A 16,311-nucleotide genomic window follows, 5' to 3' on the forward strand; every position below is an offset into this window, starting at 1 on the left:
TCGGCGGCTCGATGGATGGCCATGTGAAGCTGTGCGAGGAGCTGTTCTCGGCGGCGAAGACCGAGTTCAAGAACATGGAGTTCTTCTACTTCCACAACTGCCTCTACGAGGGGGTGTGGAAGGACAACCGCCGCCGTCACGGCGAGCAGATCGCCACCTGGGACCTGCTGAACAAATACCCCGGCGACTGGCGCGCCATCTTCGTCGGCGACGCCACCATGAGCCCCTATGAGGTGACCATGCCCGGCGGTTCGGTCGAACACTGGAACGAGGAGGCGGGGGCCGTCTGGCTGACGCGGGCCCGCCAGCAGTGGGAGAAATGTGTCTGGCTGAACCCGGTGGCTGAACGTTACTGGAGCTATTCGGCCTCGGTCGGGATGATCCGCGAACTGGTGGACGAGCGGATGTTCCCCCTGACCATCGACGGCCTGGACAAGGCCATGCGGGCGCTGACCCGCTAGGCGGCCAGGGCGGGGGTGACCCCGGCGATATGGGTGATGGTCACCGTCATATGGGGCTGGGTCCGGACTTCCGCCTGCGCACCCAGCTGCTTGACCAGGGCCTCGACAATGGCCGTACCCAGGCCCCCGACCGACGGGGGCGCGGCCGTCGGCGACAGGCCGACGCCATTGTCGGCGACCGTCAGGGTCCAGTCATCGCCTTCGCTGACATAGCTGACCGTGACCCGGGCATCGGGCCGGGTATCGGGGAAGGCGTATTTGATCGAATTGATCACCAGCTCCGTCACGATCAGCCCGAGGCTGACGGCCTTTTCAGAGCCGATCATGCCCGCATCGGCCTCGACCCCGATCGCGATCGGGCGGGACTCGCCGACCATCGAAGCGGACAGGCTGCCGCACAGCTTGGTCAGATAGGGGCCGACGGCGATCCGGTCGACGCCGCCGGTGGCATGCAGGTGGGACTGCACCTCGGCGACCGACAACACCCGCTGATGGGCGTCCCGCAGATGACCGCGGGATTCCTCGGAGGTCACGCTGCGGGCCTTGAGCATCAGGATGCTGGCGATGATCTGCAGGCTGTTGACGACGCGGTGCTGCATCTCCTGCAGCAGGGTCTGCTGTTGAAGGAGCAGATCCTCGGTCCTTTCCAGCAGATCTTCCTTCTCGCGCTCGATCACCCGCCGGGCGGTGATGTCGGTGAAGGCCAGCAGGATGGTTGAATTCGGGCTGGTCTCGTACAGCACCTTGCGGGCGTTCAGCAGCATGGTGCGCTGGCCGACGCCGGGGAAGTCGTGCTCGACCTCGAACCCGTCCATGGCCACCCGGGTCGGAATGATGGTTTCCAGCAGTTCGCGCAGGGCCGGGATATTCCACTGGCCGTCGCCCAGGTCGTAGAGACGGCAGCCCATCGTGTGGTCGGAGTCGACCTTGAAGATTTCATAGAAGGCGCGACTGGCCGCCAGAACGCGCAAACCGCCGTCCAGCACGAGCAGCGGCTCATGGATCGTATCCACGATCGCCTCGGCCAGGGTCTGGGCATTTTCAATGCCCTGGATCGGCTTGGTAATCACGACGACGGAGTCCGGCCCGGGCGCGGAGCATTCCGGGACCAGCCTGCCACCTGAACACGGCCCCGATCCCGACGCCAGATAATACGTGTGTCCCCTCAGGACAGCGCCGACCCATGCGGTCCGGGACGGGGATGACGGCCGGCCGCCGACGTCCGGGGCGCGGCCGTCATTTCGTGGACGCTAGTTGTCGCCCTTGAGGCTGTCCTTGATGCCGCCGATGGCATTCTGGACCTTGCCGCTGACCTGATCGGCCTGGCCTTCGGCCTTCAGCTTCTCGTCACCGGTAACCTTGCCGGCGAACTCCTTGGCCTTGCCACCGAGGTTTTTGGCGGCACCGTCGATACGATCCTGATCGGGCATGGGTTTTCTCCTGTCAGAGGGCACCGGGGGTGGCGACCCTTCGACAGAATCAGCGGCCGGGGGCCGCTTCCGTTCCGTATGGCTCAGTCAGGCCCGGTGACGCAGCCAGCAGGCCACGGCCCAGGCGTGGGCCTCATGCCGAAGGCCGGACAGGGCCTCGACCGGCTCCAGCCAGACCAGTTCATGGTCGGCCTCGACCCTGGCCGCGGGGTCGAAGGTGATCCGTTCGGCGATCCAGATGCCGCCCCGGTTGTTCAGCGGCGTGCCGTCGGTCTTGCGGAAATACTGGGCCGCCTCGATCAGTCGCGAGACCGGCCGCACGGTCAGGCCGGTCTCCTCGATGAATTCGCGCACCAGGGCCTCGACCTCGGTCTCATCGCCGTCAACCGCCCCGCCGGGCAGATCGTAATAGCTGCCCTCGCCGCGATCGACGCGCACACAGGCCAGCCGCCCCGCCTCGACGAGCAGGCCAAAGGCCGTCGGCCGGTCGCGATAGACCAGGCCGGGCTGACGATCACCGAACTGAAGCATGACCTATCCCCGGTGATCCGACCTGAACGGCGACCGTCCCGCCGCAGCCGGATGGCGCGGCGGCATGGACAGGGACCGGGCACTGCACCCGGCTTTCCGGGAAACACTCGCGCTCATCTGGCGCAGGTTTAGCCGCCCCCGGGGTCAAGTCCAGTCGCGTCATGGGTGAAACTGTCGTCAGAACGGTGAATTGCGGTTAATACTGCCGATGTCTGGGGCGTGGAGAAGATAAAATGATCTGGTGGTGGTGGATTATTCCGGCGGTGGTCGGGGCTCTCGGCCTGCTGCTGCTGCTGGTCAGCCTCGGCAGTCTGTTCCGCGGGCGGATCGTCGGCGGCGGTCTGGGCTCCATCGGCGGCGGCGGCCTGATGGCCATCGCGGCGATCGCGGCCCTGACCGGACTCAATGTCCAGACCTATGCGCGGATGACCTATGAGCGGCCGGTGGCCACCCTGCAGCTGAAACAGCTGGGGCCGCAGTATTTCGAGGCCACGGTGACCCAGCCGGCCCAGGTCGAGGGCGAATCCGCCCGATCCGAAGTCTATCTGCTGAACGGCGACGACTGGCGGATCGAGGCCCAGGTGCTGAAATGGAAGCCGTGGGCCAATGTGCTGGGGCTGGACAGCCAGTACCGGCTGGACCGGCTGTCAGGACGCTATCAGGACATCGAGCAGGAACTGCACAGCACCCGCAGCGTCCATGCCCTGTCCGGCGGAGACCGCGCCACCGTCCTTCCCGGCAACATCACCGTCCCATGGAAGCTCAGCGTCTGGGACATGGCCCGGCGCTATCGTCGTCACATCGACGCGGTCGACACCCTGTATGGCGGGGCCACCTATATGCCGATGGCCGACGGGGCCCGGTACGAGGTCTGGATCACCCAGTCCGGCCTGATCGCCCGCCCGGTCAATGCGGTCGCCCGCGACGCCTCGGCCGGCGGCTGGAGCCAGGTCAACTAGACAACGCCCGTCGGCCGGGCCGTGATCAGACCGTGCCGATGGTGCGCAGCCGGGCGCGGGGGTGGACCTCGTTCTGGCTCATCACCACGGTCTGGCCGCGGAAGCGTTCGATGATCGAGCGCACATAGGGGCGGACTTGGGGTCCGGTCAGCAGCACGGCGGTCTCGCCGGCCATGGCCGCCCGTTCGAACACGTCGCGGACCGCACGGATGAAGTCCTGCAGGCGCGACGGGGCCATGGCCAGCTGCTTGTCCTCGCCCTGGCCGACCAGGGCCTCGGCGAAGGCCTGTTCCCATTCCGGCGACAGGGTGACGATGGGCAGGGCTCCGTCCTCGGCCTTGTGCTGCCAGCACAGCTGGCGGGCCAGACGGGTGCGGACGTGTTCGACCAGGGTGGTGACCGAACTGGTGTGGGGCGCGGCCTCGGCCAGGCCCTCGAGAATGGCCCCCAGATCGCGGATCGAGACCTTCTCGCGCAGCAGGGTCTGCAGCACCCGCTGCAGGGTGGTGACGGTGACGACCGAAGGGATCAGTTCGTCGACCAGTTTCTGCTCTTCCGGGCCCAGCTCCTTCAGCAGCTTCTGCACCTCGCCGTAGGAGAGCAGCTCGGCCATGTTCTCCTTGAGGATCTCGGTCAGGTGGGTGGTCAGCACGGTCGACGGGTCGACGATGGTGTAGCCGCGGAAGGTGGCCTCCTCACGCAGACTCTCGTCGATCCAGGTGGCGGGCAGGCCGAAGGCGGGTTCCTTGGTGTGTTCGCCCGGCAGTTCGACCTGGCGGCCGTTGGGGTCCATGGCCATCAGACAGCCCAGACGCACCTCGCCCTGGCCGGCCTCCATCTCCTTGATGCGGATGGCATAACCCTGGGTGCCGAGGCGCATGTTGTCGAGGATACGCACCGACGGCATGACGAAGCCGTATTCCTGGGCCAGGGAGCGGCGCAGGGCGCGGACCTGGTCGGTCAGGCGCCGGCCCTCGAGATCATTGATCAGCGACAGCAGGGAATAGCCCAGCTCGATCTTGACCTCGTCGATGGTCAGGGCCGTGCCGATCGGCTCCTCGATTTCTTCCTTGGGATCGGCGGCGGCGGCGGCCAGCTGGGCCTCGGACGGTTTGGGCCGCAGCCGGTCGCGCCCATGACGCCAGGCCATGAAGCCGGTGCCGACGGACAGGGCGAGAAACGGGATCAGCGGCATACCGGGGATCAGGCCGATCAGGAGGGAGGCGGCCGAGACCACGCCGAGACTGACGGGGTTGGTGGCCAGTTGGGCGACGAAGGCCTTGTCGGCCGTGCCCTCGACCCCGGCCTTGGACACCAGGAAGCCGGCGGCGATCGAGATGATGATGGCCGGGACCTGGGTGACCAGACCGTCGCCGATGGTCAGCTGGATATAGGCATTGGCCGCCTCGCCGGCGGGCATGTCGTGCTGCAGGACACCGATCAGCATGCCGCCAAGGGCGTTGATGAAGGTGATGATCAGGCCGGCCACGGCGTCGCCGCGCACGAATTTCGAGGCCCCGTCCATGGCCCCGAAGAAGGTCGATTCCTGCTCCAGTTCCTTGCGGCGCAGCTTGGCCGCGGCCTCGTCGATCAGGCCCGAGGACAGGTCGGCGTCGATCGCCATCTGCTTGCCGGGCATGGAGTCGAGGGTGAAGCGGGCGCTGACCTCGGCGATCCGGGTCGAGCCCTTGGTGATGACCACGAAATTCACCACCAGGATGATGGCGAAGATGATGATGCCGATGATGAAATTGCCGCCCATCATCAGGGCCCCGAAGGCCTGGATCACCTCGCCGGCCGAGTTGTGGCCCTCGTGGCCGTGGGTCAGGACCAGCCGGGTCGAGGCCAGGTTCAGGCCCAGGCGAAACAGGGTCGAGACCAGCAGGACCGTGGGGAAGATGGCGAAGTCGAGCGGCCGTTTCATCATCACGGCCGTCATCAGGATCAGCACGCTGGAGACCAGGGAGATGGCCAGCAACATGTCGAGCAGGAATTTCGGCACCGGCAGGATCAGCAGCAGGATCACGCCGATGACGCCGGTGGCCATGGCCACCTCGCCGCGCGCGAACCAGCCCCAGACTTCCTTGCCGGTCGGACGGGCCATGCCGTCCTTCATCATCACCGGGATGTCGGTCATGCGGCGGCCCCGTGACCGAGGGTGGCGAGGGCCATGCGGGTGGCGTCAGCGATGACGGCGTCGTTCTGTGCCTCGGTCGAGGCACGGGTCGCGTGGAGATAGACGGCGATTACCACGGGCTCGCCGGTGGGCGGGTAGAGCACACCGATGTCATTCGTCGGACCGTAGCCGCCGGTACCGGTCTTGTGCGCAACGCGCCAGCCGGCGGGAACGCCGGCCTTGATCCGGCTCATGCCGGTGGGCGTATCGACCATCCAGCGCAGCAGCAGGGTTTTGGAGTCCGGGCTGAGCGGCGTGTCAGGGGAGACCAGCAGGCGAGAGATGTTGCTCACCGATTGGACGGGCGTGGTGGTGTCCTTGTCGCCGTCCAGCCGGTTCATTTCCGGCTCGAGTCGGTCGACCCGTGTGCTCTGGTCGCCGAGGCCGCGATAGAAGGCCGTCAAGGCATCCAGTCCGCCCAGTTCACGGATCAGGATGTTTGCGGCCGGGTTGTCACTGACCTCGACGGTGCCCTTCATCAACTGCTCGATCGTCAACGATCCGCCGATCGCGGGCTCAGTCACCGGGGCATGGGAAACCATATCGGCCCGGGTCACCGGTACGGTGCGATCCAGTCGTTCGTCGCCTGCCTGCGCCCGCAGGAGGGTGGCCGCGGCCAAATACATCTTGAAGGTGGAGCAATAGACGAAGCGCTCGTCAGCGCGCCATTTCACACGTCCCTTCGGGCCATAGGCACAGAGTCCCAGACGCCCACCGTGACGGGCTTCGAGCGCACGCAGGTCAAGGTCCAGATCGAAGACGGTGACAGCAATCGCGCTCGCCGGAGATTGACCGCACCCCGCCACGCCCAGCGCGCCGAGGCCGGTCAGGACGCTTCTGCGGTCCGTGGCCGTGGCCATGCTCAGGCCGCGTAGCCGGAGGCGGCGACGCCGGACTGGGGCGCCGGGATCGGGGTGCCCTCGTCCGAATATTCGTTCAGCTTGTTGCGCAGGGTGCGGATCGAGATGCCCAGGATGGTGGCCGCGTGGGTGCGGTTGCCGAGACAGTGCGACAGGGTGTCCAGGATCAGGGTCTTTTCCATCTGCGCCACGGTCTGGCCGACATAGGCGCGCGACACGGCGTCGGCGGTCTGGGCGGCGCGGGCGGCGGGGCTGGAGTCGATTGACCCGCCGCCGGTCAGGGGCTGGCCGTCGGGCAGGCGGATGGCGTCGACGTCGATCTCGGCCCCGGTCGCCAGCAGCACGGCGCGGTGCATGGCGTTTTCCAGCTCGCGGACGTTGCCGGGCCAGCGGTGACCGGCCAGGGCACGGCGGGCGTCGGCGGCGATCGGGCGCACCGGCACACCGTTGGCGGCGGCGTATTTCTTGACGAAGAAATCGGCCAGGGCGGCGATGTCGCCCGGCCGTTCCCGCAGCGACGGCAGGCGCAGGTTCACGACGTTCAGCCGGTAGAGCAGATCCTCGCGGAAGGTGCCCTCGCTGACGGCCCGGGCCAGGTCGCGGTTGGAGGTGGCGATGATGCGGATGTTGACCGGCACCGGCCGGGTGCCGCCGACCCGGTCGATGACCCGTTCCTGGATGGCGCGCAGCAGCTTGGCCTGCAGACGGGCGTCCATCTCGCTGATCTCGTCCAGCAGCAGGGTGCCGCCGTCGGCCTCCTCGAACTTGCCGATGCGCCGCGCGATGGCCCCGGTGAAGGCCCCCTTCTCGTGGCCGAACAGCTCCGACTCCAGCAGATTGTCAGGGATGGCGGCGCAGTTGACGCTGATGAAGGCCCGGTCGGCGCGCTTGGAATTGGTGTGCAGGTAACGGGCCATCACCTCCTTGCCGACGCCGCTTTCACCGGTGATCAGGATCGAGGCTTCGGAGCGGGCCACCTGGTCGGCCAGCATGACCACGGCCTTCATCGACGGGTCGGCCGAGATCAGCGGCCGGTCGTCATCGGCCACGGCCGACAGCACGGCGGCGATCAGGTCGGCTTCCGGCGGCAGGGGGATGAATTCCTTGGCACCGGCCTTGATGGCGGCGGCGGCCTCGGCGGCATTGGCGTCCAGACCGAAGGCGACGACCGGCACGAAGATCCGCTCGGCATCATTGGCGGCGATCAGGGCCCCGATGTCGAGGTGGTAGTCGACCATCAGCAGGTCAGCGCCCTGCCCGCGGCGGAGCTGTTCCGTCGCCTGGTCGATGCGCTCGACGTGCTGGACCTTGGCCCCGTGGGCCATGGCCATCTTCACTGCCGACGCCAGCTGGCCCGAAAGCCGTCCAACCACCAGAAGCCGCATGGGTCTTCTCCTCTACTCTCTACGTACGGGGAACCGGCGGCCGATCAGGCGCCGGAATCCTCGGTCTTGATGATTTCCGTCATGGTCACACCGAGGCGGTCCTCGACGACGACGACCTCCCCGCGGGCGACCAGACGGTTGTTGACGAAGATGTCGATGGCCTCGCCGACCTTGCGGTCCAGCTCGAGCACCGAGCCGCGGTTCAGCTTCAACAGCTGGGCCACGGTCATATGGGCCTTGCCGAGCACGGCCGAGATATTGACCGGAACGTCGAAGACGCTGGCCAGATCGGACGCGGCCTTGTCACCCGCGTCGTCGCCGGTGGTCAGGGCTGTGGAGTCCGCAAACTCCTCAAGGGACAGATCTTCATTGGCCATCGGAGGGCCTCCCGTCAGAAAGGGTTTCAGCGTGGCCGGCCTCGCTGGCCAGGGCCAGGGTCAGGGCCTCGACCATCCGGGCATGGGCGGCTTCGGGATCAAAGGCGGCGCGACCGTCGGCCCATTCCAGCTGAAAGGCGGCGACCGGCAGGGCCGGGTCGTCGCGGAAGGCGACCAGGCCCGAGAAGCCGGCATCGGCGCACAGCTGGGTCATCCGCGTCTGCACGGCCTCGTCCAGCCCGCCCGAGCGGATGACCAGGCGCGGGGTGGCGTCGATTTCCTGGCCCAGGGCTTCCAGCGCGGCCTGCAGCGGCCCGTCGGGAAACCGGTCAAGGGCGGCGGCGGCGACGACCCGGGCCGCGGCCAGGGCCAGATGCGACGCCTGTTCGCGATGCAGCTGGATCAGCTGGGTCAGGGCCGGCGCCCCGGCGGCGACCGCCTCGCCGATGGTCGTCATGGCCAGGGCCTGCAGGCTTTCGACCTCGGCCAGCGCCGATTCGCGCGCGTCCAGCCGGGCCTGGGCCAGCAGGGCCTCGACCTCGGACGGGGCGTAGGAACGTTTGGTCGGGCGGAAGCCCGAGGGCGTGACCACGACGCCCGATTCGTCGAACTCGGTATCGAAGCCATAGGGGCGATGGACGGCGGGTTCGGTCATGTCAGTAGATCAACTCGTCGTCGCCACTCTGGCCGACCAGCATGATCTCGCCCTTGGCGGCGAGATCCTTGGCGACCTGGACCATGGCGGTCTGGGCGGCGTCGACGTCCTTCAGACGGACGGGGCCCATCGATTCCATGTCCTCGCGCATGATCTTGGAGGCGCGTTCGGACATGTTGGAGAAGAACATCTCGCGCAGGCTTTCCGACGCCCCCTTCATGGCCAGACCCAGGGAGTCCTTGTCGACGGCGCGCAGCAGGGTCTGGACCCCGCCGGGATCGAGCTTGGACAGGTCCTCGAACACGAACATCAGGGCCCGGATCCGTTCGGCCGCCTCGCGGTTGCGCTCTTCCAGCGCGCCGATGAAACGGGCCTCGGTCTGGCGGTCGAAACTGTTGAAGATGTCGGCCATCAGCTCATGGCTGTCGCGCTTGGAGGTGCGCGCCAGGTTCGACATGAATTCGGTGCGCAGGGTCTGTTCGATCTTGTCGAGGATCTCACGCTGCACCGGCTCCATGCGCAGCATGCGCTGGACGCATTCCAGGGCGAAGTCCTCGGGCAGGGCCGTCAGGACGCGTGAGGCGTGGTCGGGCTTGATCTTGGACAGGACCACGGCAACGGTCTGCGGATATTCGTTCTTCAGATAGTTGGCGAGCACGGCCTCGTTCACATTGCCGAGCTTGTCCCACATGGTCCGGCCGGCGGGACCGCGGATCTCCTCCATCAGCCCGTCGACACGGTCGGGCGGCATGAAGGCGGACAGCAGCCGCTGGGTCTGTTCGAAACTGCCCATGACCGAGCCCGACCCGGCCATGCCGGACACGAACTCCACCATCAGCTCCTCGACCACGGATGAGGCCACCGTGCCCAGGGCGGCCATGGCCTGGGAGATCTCCTTGATCTCCTCCTCGTCGAGGGACTCCCACAGACGGGGATGATCCTCACCGAGCGCCAGCAGGATGACCGCGGCCTTCTCCGGCCCGGTCAGCTTGCTGGGGTCTTCGATGACGACCTTTTTTCCGGACGCGCGAGCCATCAGCCTTCGTGCACCCAGGTCCGCAGGATCGCCGTCGATTCATCGGGATTCTTGTCGACGAAATCCGCGACCATCTTGACCGACGACGCCTTCACCTGACCCTCGACGCGGGCCATATCCAGCCGCTTCTCCATTTCGGACGGACCGGTCAGCTGGGCCATGTCGCCGCCCTGCCCGCCGGCGAGGCTCGCCTGCAGGACCGCCGCACTGCCGGCCGGCCCGGCCAGGGCCGGCATACCGCCGCCGCCGCCGGCCGTCTTCAGCAGCGGCCGCAGCACGAAGAAGATCAGCAGCAGGCCGGTGATCAGCAGCACCAGCAGTTCAACGCCGCGCATGATGTCGTTCTTGGTGAAGTCGAACAGGGACGAGCCGGCCTCGGTGCCGCCCATGTCGGCGACGTCGTGGGTGAAGCCGACGTTGAGAACCTCCAGCTTGTCACCCCGGGCCTCGTCAATGCCGACGGCGGCGGCGACCAGGGATTTGATCTGTTCGATCTGTTCCGGCGTGCGCGCCGTATAGGTGGCCGGACCGTTGCCGTCGGCCGCCGGGGTGCGCTTGTCATCGACGACGACAGACACGGCCAGTTTCTTGACCTCGCCGGCCTCCTTGACCGTCGTGGTGGTGGTGTTGGAGATCTCGTAGTTGGTGGTCTCGGTATTGGCGGTGTCCGTAGAGCCGACCGGGGTGGTGGTCGGGGCCTGACCGCCTGGAATATTGTTGGCCGCCGTGGCCCCGCCGTCGGACGCCCCGGTGGTGTCGGTGGACTCGGTGCCATTGGTCGAGGTCGAGCGCACGACCTGGCCGTCGGGGTCGTAGCGCAACTCCTGGGTGGTCGAACGGCTGTGGTCGATGTCGGCCGTGACCTGGACCCGGGCGGCCCCGACGCCGACGACGCCTTCGACGATGTCCTTGATGCGGGCCTGCAGCTGGGCCTCGGTGGTGTTCTTGGCGTCCTGGGCCGAGGCCGAGCTGAAGCCGTCGGCGCTGGATCCGGCCGCCAGGGTCCGGTTGGCGGTATCGGTCAGGGTGACTTTTTCAGGCTTCAGGTTCGGCACCGACGAGGCGACGACGTTGCGGATGGCGTCGACCTGACCGGCGCTGAGGGCCCGGCCGCTGACACCGACGACGACGGCGGCAGTGGGCTCGACCCCGTCCGACTGGAACAGTTCGCGCCGCGGCATGGCGATCTGCACCCGGGCCGAGGTGATGCCGCGCATCGACATGATGGTGCGCGACAGCTCGCCCTGCAGGGCCCGCTGTTCGTTGAGGTTTTGCTGGAATTCGGTCTGGCCCAGCACCGACTGGTTGTCGAACAGTTCGTAGCCGACCGAGCCGGAGGTCACGAGACCCTTGCCGGCCAGCATCAGCCGGGCGGTGCCCACATCGTCGCGATTGACGAAGATGGTCGAGCCGTCGCCCTTGGATTCATATTTGATCCCGGCCCCGTCGAGGGCGCTGGAAATCTCGGAGGCCTCGCGCAGGTCGAGATTGGAATACAGCAGGGCGTCCGGGGCCTGGCCGATGCGCAACATGACGGCGACGAGCACCGCCGCGACGCCGGCGGCGACGCCGAGCACCACGGTCAGACGACCGATTCCAAACCGTTGCAACGCCGCCGAGAAGCCGCCCACGCGTCCCCACCCACTCTACCGACGGGAGACCGAACACGCCCGCTAGGCAGAAACTGCCGCCTGCGTGGTAAATGGGGCGTTAAGACCGGTTAATCTGCCAACGGTTTCCGGGGGCTGTGTCGACGGGGTTGGCTCAGGCGGCCTGGCGCCGGGCGGCCCGCTGGCCGGCGGCGGCCTCGATCCGGGCCTCGGCGATGGCGGCGGCGATCCGGTGCGTCGGACGCACCTCGCTGACCGAACGCTCCAGGATTTCCTCCAGCGTCTCCATCAGCCGGGCGAGCTTGGCCTCGACCCAGGCCGGGTCATAGGCCCCGCCGGCCTGGCGGGCCCGCAGTTCCGAGGCGACATTGATGATGCCGCCGCCGTTGATCACATAGTCGGGGGCGTAAAGGATGCCGCGGGCGAACAGTTCCTCGCCAATCTCGGGCGTGGCCAGCTGGTTGTTGGCGGCCCCGACCACTGCCTTGACCGTCAACCGGTCGAGGGTCTGCGGATTCAGCGTCGCCCCGAGGGCGCACGGCGCATAGATGTCGGCCTTCACGTCATAGATGGCGTCGGGCGCGACGATCTCGGCCCCCGTGCGGGCGGCAACCTCGGCCAGCAGGCCGGTGTTGACGTCGGTCAGCACCAATCTGGCCCCGGCCGCATGCAGTTTGTCGGCCAGATAGCCGCCGACATGGCCGACGCCCTGCATGGCCACGGTCAGGCCGGTCAGGTCGTCCTGCTTCCACAGACGGCGGGCGACGACGAGGGTCGAGCGGTACACGCCCTCGGCGGTGACGGGGCTGGGATCGCCCGAGGCTTCCGGCCCGTCGTTCAGGCCCAGGACATAGGGGGTGACCTTGCGGGCCTCGGCCACGTCCTCGACCGACACGCCGACGTCCTCGGCCGCATAATAGGTGCCGCCCAGGGTGTCGACGGCGCGCCCGAAGGCGGCGAACAGCTCGGGCGTCTTCTGCGAGCGGCTGTCACCGATGATGACCGACTTGCCGCCGCCCATCTCGAGGTCGGCGATCGCATTCTTGTAGCTCATGCCGCGCGACAGACGCAGCACGTCCTCGAGCGCCTCGGCGCTGGAGGCATAGTCCCACATGCGCGTGCCGCCGACGGCCGGCCCGCGGGCGGTCGAGTGGACGGCGATGATGGCCTTGAGGCCAGTCTTTTCGTCGAAGAAGGCGTGAACGCCTTCATGGTTCGCGAAAGACGGCGAATCGAACAGCGTCATGCTCATAGCGAGCCTTCCCGGGCATTATTCTTGTTCCGAGCCAGATACCCTCAGGATGACGCAACGGCAAGCACGACCGTTGGCTTCAGGGTTGCGGGTCTGAGGCCTGCAGATGCGGCAGGACCGCGGTGGCCCCGGACGGCAGGGGGCCGGTCGGATCGCGCAGGGCGGCGACCACGTCGCCATAGACCGCCACAGCCCCGAGATCGCGGTCCAGCAGGTGCCAACCGTCCGGATACCAGGCCGTGCGCAGGGTCGGGGATCCCCCGGCCCGCTCCAGCGCCCGACGCATCGGACCCGGGGTGACGATCTGGTCGTTGGCCCCGTAGAGCAGCAGGGTCGGCACCCGGGTATCGCCCAGATGGCGCGAGGCCGTCTCCATCAGCCCGACCAGGCCGGACACGACGTCGAACCGGGTCGCCAGGATGCTGTTGGGATCGCGACCGTTGCGGATCAGCTCCAGCATATTGTCCGAGGCCCGGATGTCGCGCACGGCCCATTCCGGCGGCTCGACCGCGCGATCGCCGAACAGGCGCGCGGCGACCCACAGGCTGGCGCCGTTGAGCCAGCCCTGGCTGGACCAGCCCCAGACCCCCGGGGCCAGCAGGATCAGCCGGTCGGCGGCGGGCGGCTGGTCCGAGGCAAAGGCGGCGACGGCGACCGAGCCCCCCATGCTCTCGCCGACCACGGCGATCACGGCGTGCGGATGCCGGGCCCGCACCAGGGCGACGACGGTGCGCAGGTCGGCACTGGTCGTCTCCTGCCCGGCCCAGAGCCCCCGACCCGGGGCCTCGCCGAAGCCCCGCTGGTCATAGGCCCAGGTCTCGATCCCCTGTTCCGCCCACCAGGGCCCCGCGAGGCGGAAGGAGGCGCGGGAGTCGTTGATGCCATGCAGGGCCACGATCACGGCCCAGGGCTCGCCGTCGGCCGGAGACCAGCGCAGATAGGGCAGCCGCGCCCCGTCCTGGACGACGAAGGCCGCGGGCCCGATGCGCGGCCCGGCAAAGCCCGGCGGCGGGATCAGCGGCGGCTGGACATAGGGGGTCGCGCAGGCGCTCAGGGCCAGACACAGGACGAGGACAGCCAGGCGACGGATCATGGGACCAGTATCGCCACGGCTGCGGGTCGCAAACAAGGCGGAGACATCGGTCCCGGCCCGCGCGTCACGGGATCAGGCGAAGTCGTCGTCATCCTCGTCGACCACCGGCGGCAGGGCGGCCAGGGCGGCGGCCGTCTCCTCGGGGGTCGGCAGACGCAGGCGGATCACGCCCTTGAAGGCCGTCGGATCGACCGGCTTGCCCTTCTTGGTGATGGTCAGCTTGCCCTGTTTCATCAGGGCGAGGGCGCAGTGGCGCACCTTGGGCAGCATGCGCTGCCATTGTTCCGGCTGCAGCTCCTTGGCCACGTCGGACGGCTCGATACTCTTGCCACCGACACCCCTGGGATCGGCCTTGGCCAGTTTTTCGAAGATGGCGGTCTCGATCGGATCGTTCATGATATCTATATGCTGCGCTGCAATAGCGGAAAGAAGGCGGAGTAAGGACTATGGTCGCGAAAGTCACGGTGAGCGAGGGCGAGTTCGCCGGCTGGCAGCGCTACGACCTGCAGGGCACCTTCGACCAGACGGTCGGCCCCTTCTATTTCCGGCCCGATGCCGACGGCCGGATGCGCTGCGCCTTCCGGGCCGAGGCCAAACATATGAACGCCGGCGACCGCATGCACGGCGGCTGCCTGATGACCTTTGCCGACATCGCCCTGTTCCAGACCGCCTACCAGGAGATGGAGGGCAAGAACGGCGTCACCATCCAGCTGGATTCGACCTTCATCGACGGGGCCTATGTCGGCGAACTGATCGAGGCGACCGGCGAGGTGGTGCGGGCCGGTGGGTCGCTGATCTTCGTGCGCGGCCAGATCACCACCGGCGACCGGACCCTGATGACCTATTCGGGCGTGATCCGGAAATTCACGGCGCGCTGAGCTAGAGCCCGGCCTTCGCGGCGGGGCGGGCGCGGCAGGCCGCCAGCCAGCGGTTGAAATGCTCGAACGCCTCGGGCGGCTGGTATTTGATCAGGCGCGCGAAATCGAGCGCGGTCACCGTGACCAGGTCGGCCATGGTGAACCGATCGGCGGCGATGAATTCGCGGTCGGCCAGCTGCCGGTTCAGCGTCTTCATCATCTTCTCGGCCTCGGCCAGGTTGTAGGTGCCGACCTCGGGGTTCTGCGGCCCCATGGCGGCCAGGCCCGGATGAGTATGGCGCACCCCCATCATCATCGGGTTGGCCAGATAGATTTCGCAGCGCCGCGTCCACATCTCGATCACCGCCTGTTCGGCGGGGTCGCGACCGAACAGGTTGGGCTCGGGATAGAGGGATTCCAGATAGCGGCAGATGGCCACCGATTCGGAGATACAGGTGCCGTCGTCCAGCTCGAGCGCCGGGACATGGGCCAGGCCGATGCGGTTGCGGTATTCCGGGGCCTTGTGTTCGCCGGACACCAGGTCGACGGAGACGATCTCGATGTCCTCGATACCCTTTTCGGCCATCAACCAGCGAACCCGGCGCGGGTTCGGCGCGCGCGCATAGTCGAACAGCTTCATGGGGCGACCCTCCGTTTTCTAATGCAACGCTATCAGGCGAAGACCGAGCCGGGCAAGGCCCCGACCACGGCAGCCGTCATCAGGGTGGCGAGGAAGCCGGCGAACAGGGCCTTCCAGACCATGCCCAGCACCTCCTCGCGGCGGTCGGGCACCAGCACGGACAGGCCGGTGACGGTGATGCCGACCGAGCCGATGTTGGCGAAACCGCACAGGGCATAGGTCATCAGCATCCGGGTACGTTCGCTCATGTCGGCGACCGGCACCTTGCCCAGTTCGATGAAGGCGACGAATTCGGTCAGGGTCAGTTTGACGCCCAGCAGCCAGCCGGCCTTGCCCGCCTCGGACCATTCGACCCCGGTCAGCCAGGCCACGGGCATGAAGACCCAGCCCAGCAGACGCTCGACGGTGACATGGTCGCCGAACAGCCAGAAGCCGCCCAGCATCACATTGACCAGGGCCACCAGCGAGACGAAGACGATCAGCACGGCCGAGATGTTCAGCACCACCATCAGGCCGTCGGCGGTCCCCTTGACGATGGCGTCGATGGCGCTGTCGTATTTCAGGTCGGAGCCGTAGTCGGCATGGGCCCCGCCCTCACCCGGTTTCTCGGGAATGATGATCCGCGCCAGCAGCACCCCGGCCGGGGCCGAGACGATCGAGGCCACCAGCACATGTCCGGCGGCATTGGGCAGGACGTCGTGCAGGATGGTGGCATAGGCGACCATGGTCGAGCCGGCGACGGTGGCCAGGCCGACCACCATCATCAGGAACAGTTCCGACCGGGTCAGCCTGTCCAGATAGGCGCGGATCACGATCGGGCTCTCGATCATGCCGAGGAAGATGTTGGCGGCAACCGCCAGGGCCGAGGCCCCGCCCAGGCCCATGGTGCGCTGGAACAGGATGCCGAAGCCGTGGGTGATCCATTTCAGCACCTTCCAGTGCCACAGCAGGGCCGACAGGGCCGAGATCACCAGGATCAGCGGCAGGAC

General features: G+C 67.5%; 17 protein-coding genes and 1 pseudogene. 3 read left to right on the forward strand and 15 right to left on the reverse strand.

The annotated features are described in order from the left end of the window. Window positions 1-461 (forward strand): annotated as a pseudogene (locus tag PSV00_RS09765) (VWA domain-containing protein); the annotation flags it as partial. On the opposite strand, the gene PSV00_RS09770 reads toward PSV00_RS09765, so the two are convergent. From PSV00_RS09770 to PSV00_RS09780, 3 genes are all read right to left on the reverse strand, one after another. Next, the gene (locus PSV00_RS09770; RefSeq protein WP_300446569.1) at window positions 458-1,531 is read right to left on the reverse strand and encodes a sensor histidine kinase; all 1,074 of its coding nucleotides are present in this window, start codon (window positions 1,529-1,531) and stop codon (window positions 458-460) included. The pseudogene PSV00_RS09765 and the gene PSV00_RS09770 sit on opposite strands and share 4 nt — an antisense overlap. Window positions 1,532-1,711: 180 nt before the next feature. Continuing rightward, complete coding sequence (locus tag PSV00_RS09775) at window positions 1,712-1,891, reverse strand: CsbD family protein (protein WP_300446572.1); 180 nt, start codon at window positions 1,889-1,891, stop codon at window positions 1,712-1,714. An 87-nt stretch (window positions 1,892-1,978) separates the two neighbouring features. Next, on the reverse strand, window positions 1,979-2,422 hold the full coding sequence (locus PSV00_RS09780; protein ID WP_300446574.1) for an NUDIX domain-containing protein: 444 nt from the start codon (window positions 2,420-2,422) through the stop codon (window positions 1,979-1,981). A 233-nt stretch (window positions 2,423-2,655) separates the two neighbouring features. On the opposite strand from PSV00_RS09780, the gene PSV00_RS09785 reads away from it, so the two are divergent. After that, a complete protein-coding gene (locus tag PSV00_RS09785) occupies window positions 2,656-3,381 on the forward strand; it encodes a hypothetical protein (protein ID WP_300446576.1) in 726 nt (241 codons plus the stop codon). Window positions 3,382-3,406: 25 nt separating this feature from the next. Here PSV00_RS09785 and flhA read toward each other — a convergent pair whose 3' ends face one another. The 10 genes from flhA to PSV00_RS09835 form a co-directional block, all read right to left on the reverse strand. Beyond that, entirely contained in the window at window positions 3,407-5,500 is a 2,094-nt protein-coding gene (gene flhA / locus PSV00_RS09790; protein ID WP_300446600.1) for a flagellar biosynthesis protein FlhA, read from the reverse strand. A gap of 14 nt (window positions 5,501-5,514) precedes the next feature. Further along, entirely contained in the window at window positions 5,515-6,417 is a 903-nt protein-coding gene (gene bla, locus PSV00_RS09795; RefSeq protein WP_300446578.1) for a class A beta-lactamase, read from the reverse strand. A 2-nt stretch (window positions 6,418-6,419) separates the two neighbouring features. Beyond that, entirely contained in the window at window positions 6,420-7,802 is a 1,383-nt protein-coding gene (locus tag PSV00_RS09800) for a sigma-54 dependent transcriptional regulator (RefSeq protein WP_300446579.1), read from the reverse strand. 44 nt (window positions 7,803-7,846) lie between these two features. Beyond that, complete coding sequence (gene fliN, locus PSV00_RS09805; RefSeq protein ID WP_300446581.1) at window positions 7,847-8,179, reverse strand: flagellar motor switch protein FliN; 333 nt, start codon at window positions 8,177-8,179, stop codon at window positions 7,847-7,849. Then, on the reverse strand, window positions 8,169-8,834 hold the full coding sequence (locus PSV00_RS09810) for a flagellar assembly protein FlbE (RefSeq protein ID WP_300446583.1): 666 nt from the start codon (window positions 8,832-8,834) through the stop codon (window positions 8,169-8,171). The genes fliN and PSV00_RS09810 overlap by 11 nt, the downstream gene beginning before the upstream one ends. A 1-nt stretch (window position 8,835) precedes the next feature. Continuing rightward, window positions 8,836-9,870, reverse strand: a complete 1,035-nt coding sequence (fliG, locus tag PSV00_RS09815; RefSeq protein WP_300446585.1) for a flagellar motor switch protein FliG — start codon at window positions 9,868-9,870, stop codon at window positions 8,836-8,838. After that, on the reverse strand, window positions 9,870-11,501 hold the full coding sequence (gene fliF, locus PSV00_RS09820) for a flagellar basal-body MS-ring/collar protein FliF (protein ID WP_300446587.1): 1,632 nt from the start codon (window positions 11,499-11,501) through the stop codon (window positions 9,870-9,872). The genes fliG and fliF overlap by 1 nt, the downstream gene beginning before the upstream one ends. 133 nt (window positions 11,502-11,634) lie before the next feature. Next, window positions 11,635-12,726: a Glu/Leu/Phe/Val dehydrogenase dimerization domain-containing protein gene (locus tag PSV00_RS09825; protein WP_300446601.1), complete on the reverse strand. Its 1,092-nt coding sequence runs from the start codon at window positions 12,724-12,726 to the stop codon at window positions 11,635-11,637. 85 nt (window positions 12,727-12,811) lie between these two features. Further along, entirely contained in the window at window positions 12,812-13,825 is a 1,014-nt protein-coding gene (locus tag PSV00_RS09830) for an alpha/beta fold hydrolase (protein WP_300446589.1), read from the reverse strand. Between the two features lie 72 nt (window positions 13,826-13,897). Then, window positions 13,898-14,221 carry a DUF3253 domain-containing protein gene (locus tag PSV00_RS09835; protein WP_300446591.1) on the reverse strand — a complete coding sequence of 108 codons (324 nt, stop codon included), beginning with the start codon at window positions 14,219-14,221 and terminating at the stop codon, window positions 13,898-13,900. Window positions 14,222-14,271: 50 nt separating this feature from the next. Between PSV00_RS09835 and PSV00_RS09840 the strand changes: the two genes are divergently transcribed. Continuing rightward, window positions 14,272-14,703, forward strand: a complete 432-nt coding sequence (locus tag PSV00_RS09840; RefSeq protein ID WP_300446593.1) for a PaaI family thioesterase — start codon at window positions 14,272-14,274, stop codon at window positions 14,701-14,703. A 1-nt stretch (window position 14,704) separates the two neighbouring features. Here the strand turns inward: PSV00_RS09840 and PSV00_RS09845 are convergent, their stop codons facing one another. Both PSV00_RS09845 and PSV00_RS09850 read right to left on the reverse strand, forming a co-directional pair. Then, window positions 14,705-15,322, reverse strand: coding sequence for a glutathione S-transferase (locus PSV00_RS09845; RefSeq protein WP_300446595.1), 618 nt, complete (start codon window positions 15,320-15,322; stop codon window positions 14,705-14,707). 32 nt (window positions 15,323-15,354) lie between these two features. Further along, on the reverse strand, window positions 15,355-16,311 hold a 957-nt coding region (locus PSV00_RS09850), incomplete at its 5' end, for a nucleoside transporter C-terminal domain-containing protein (RefSeq protein ID WP_300446597.1).

The organism is Brevundimonas sp., assembly GCF_029945885.1.
In the GTDB taxonomy this organism is placed as follows: domain Bacteria; phylum Pseudomonadota; class Alphaproteobacteria; order Caulobacterales; family Caulobacteraceae; genus Brevundimonas.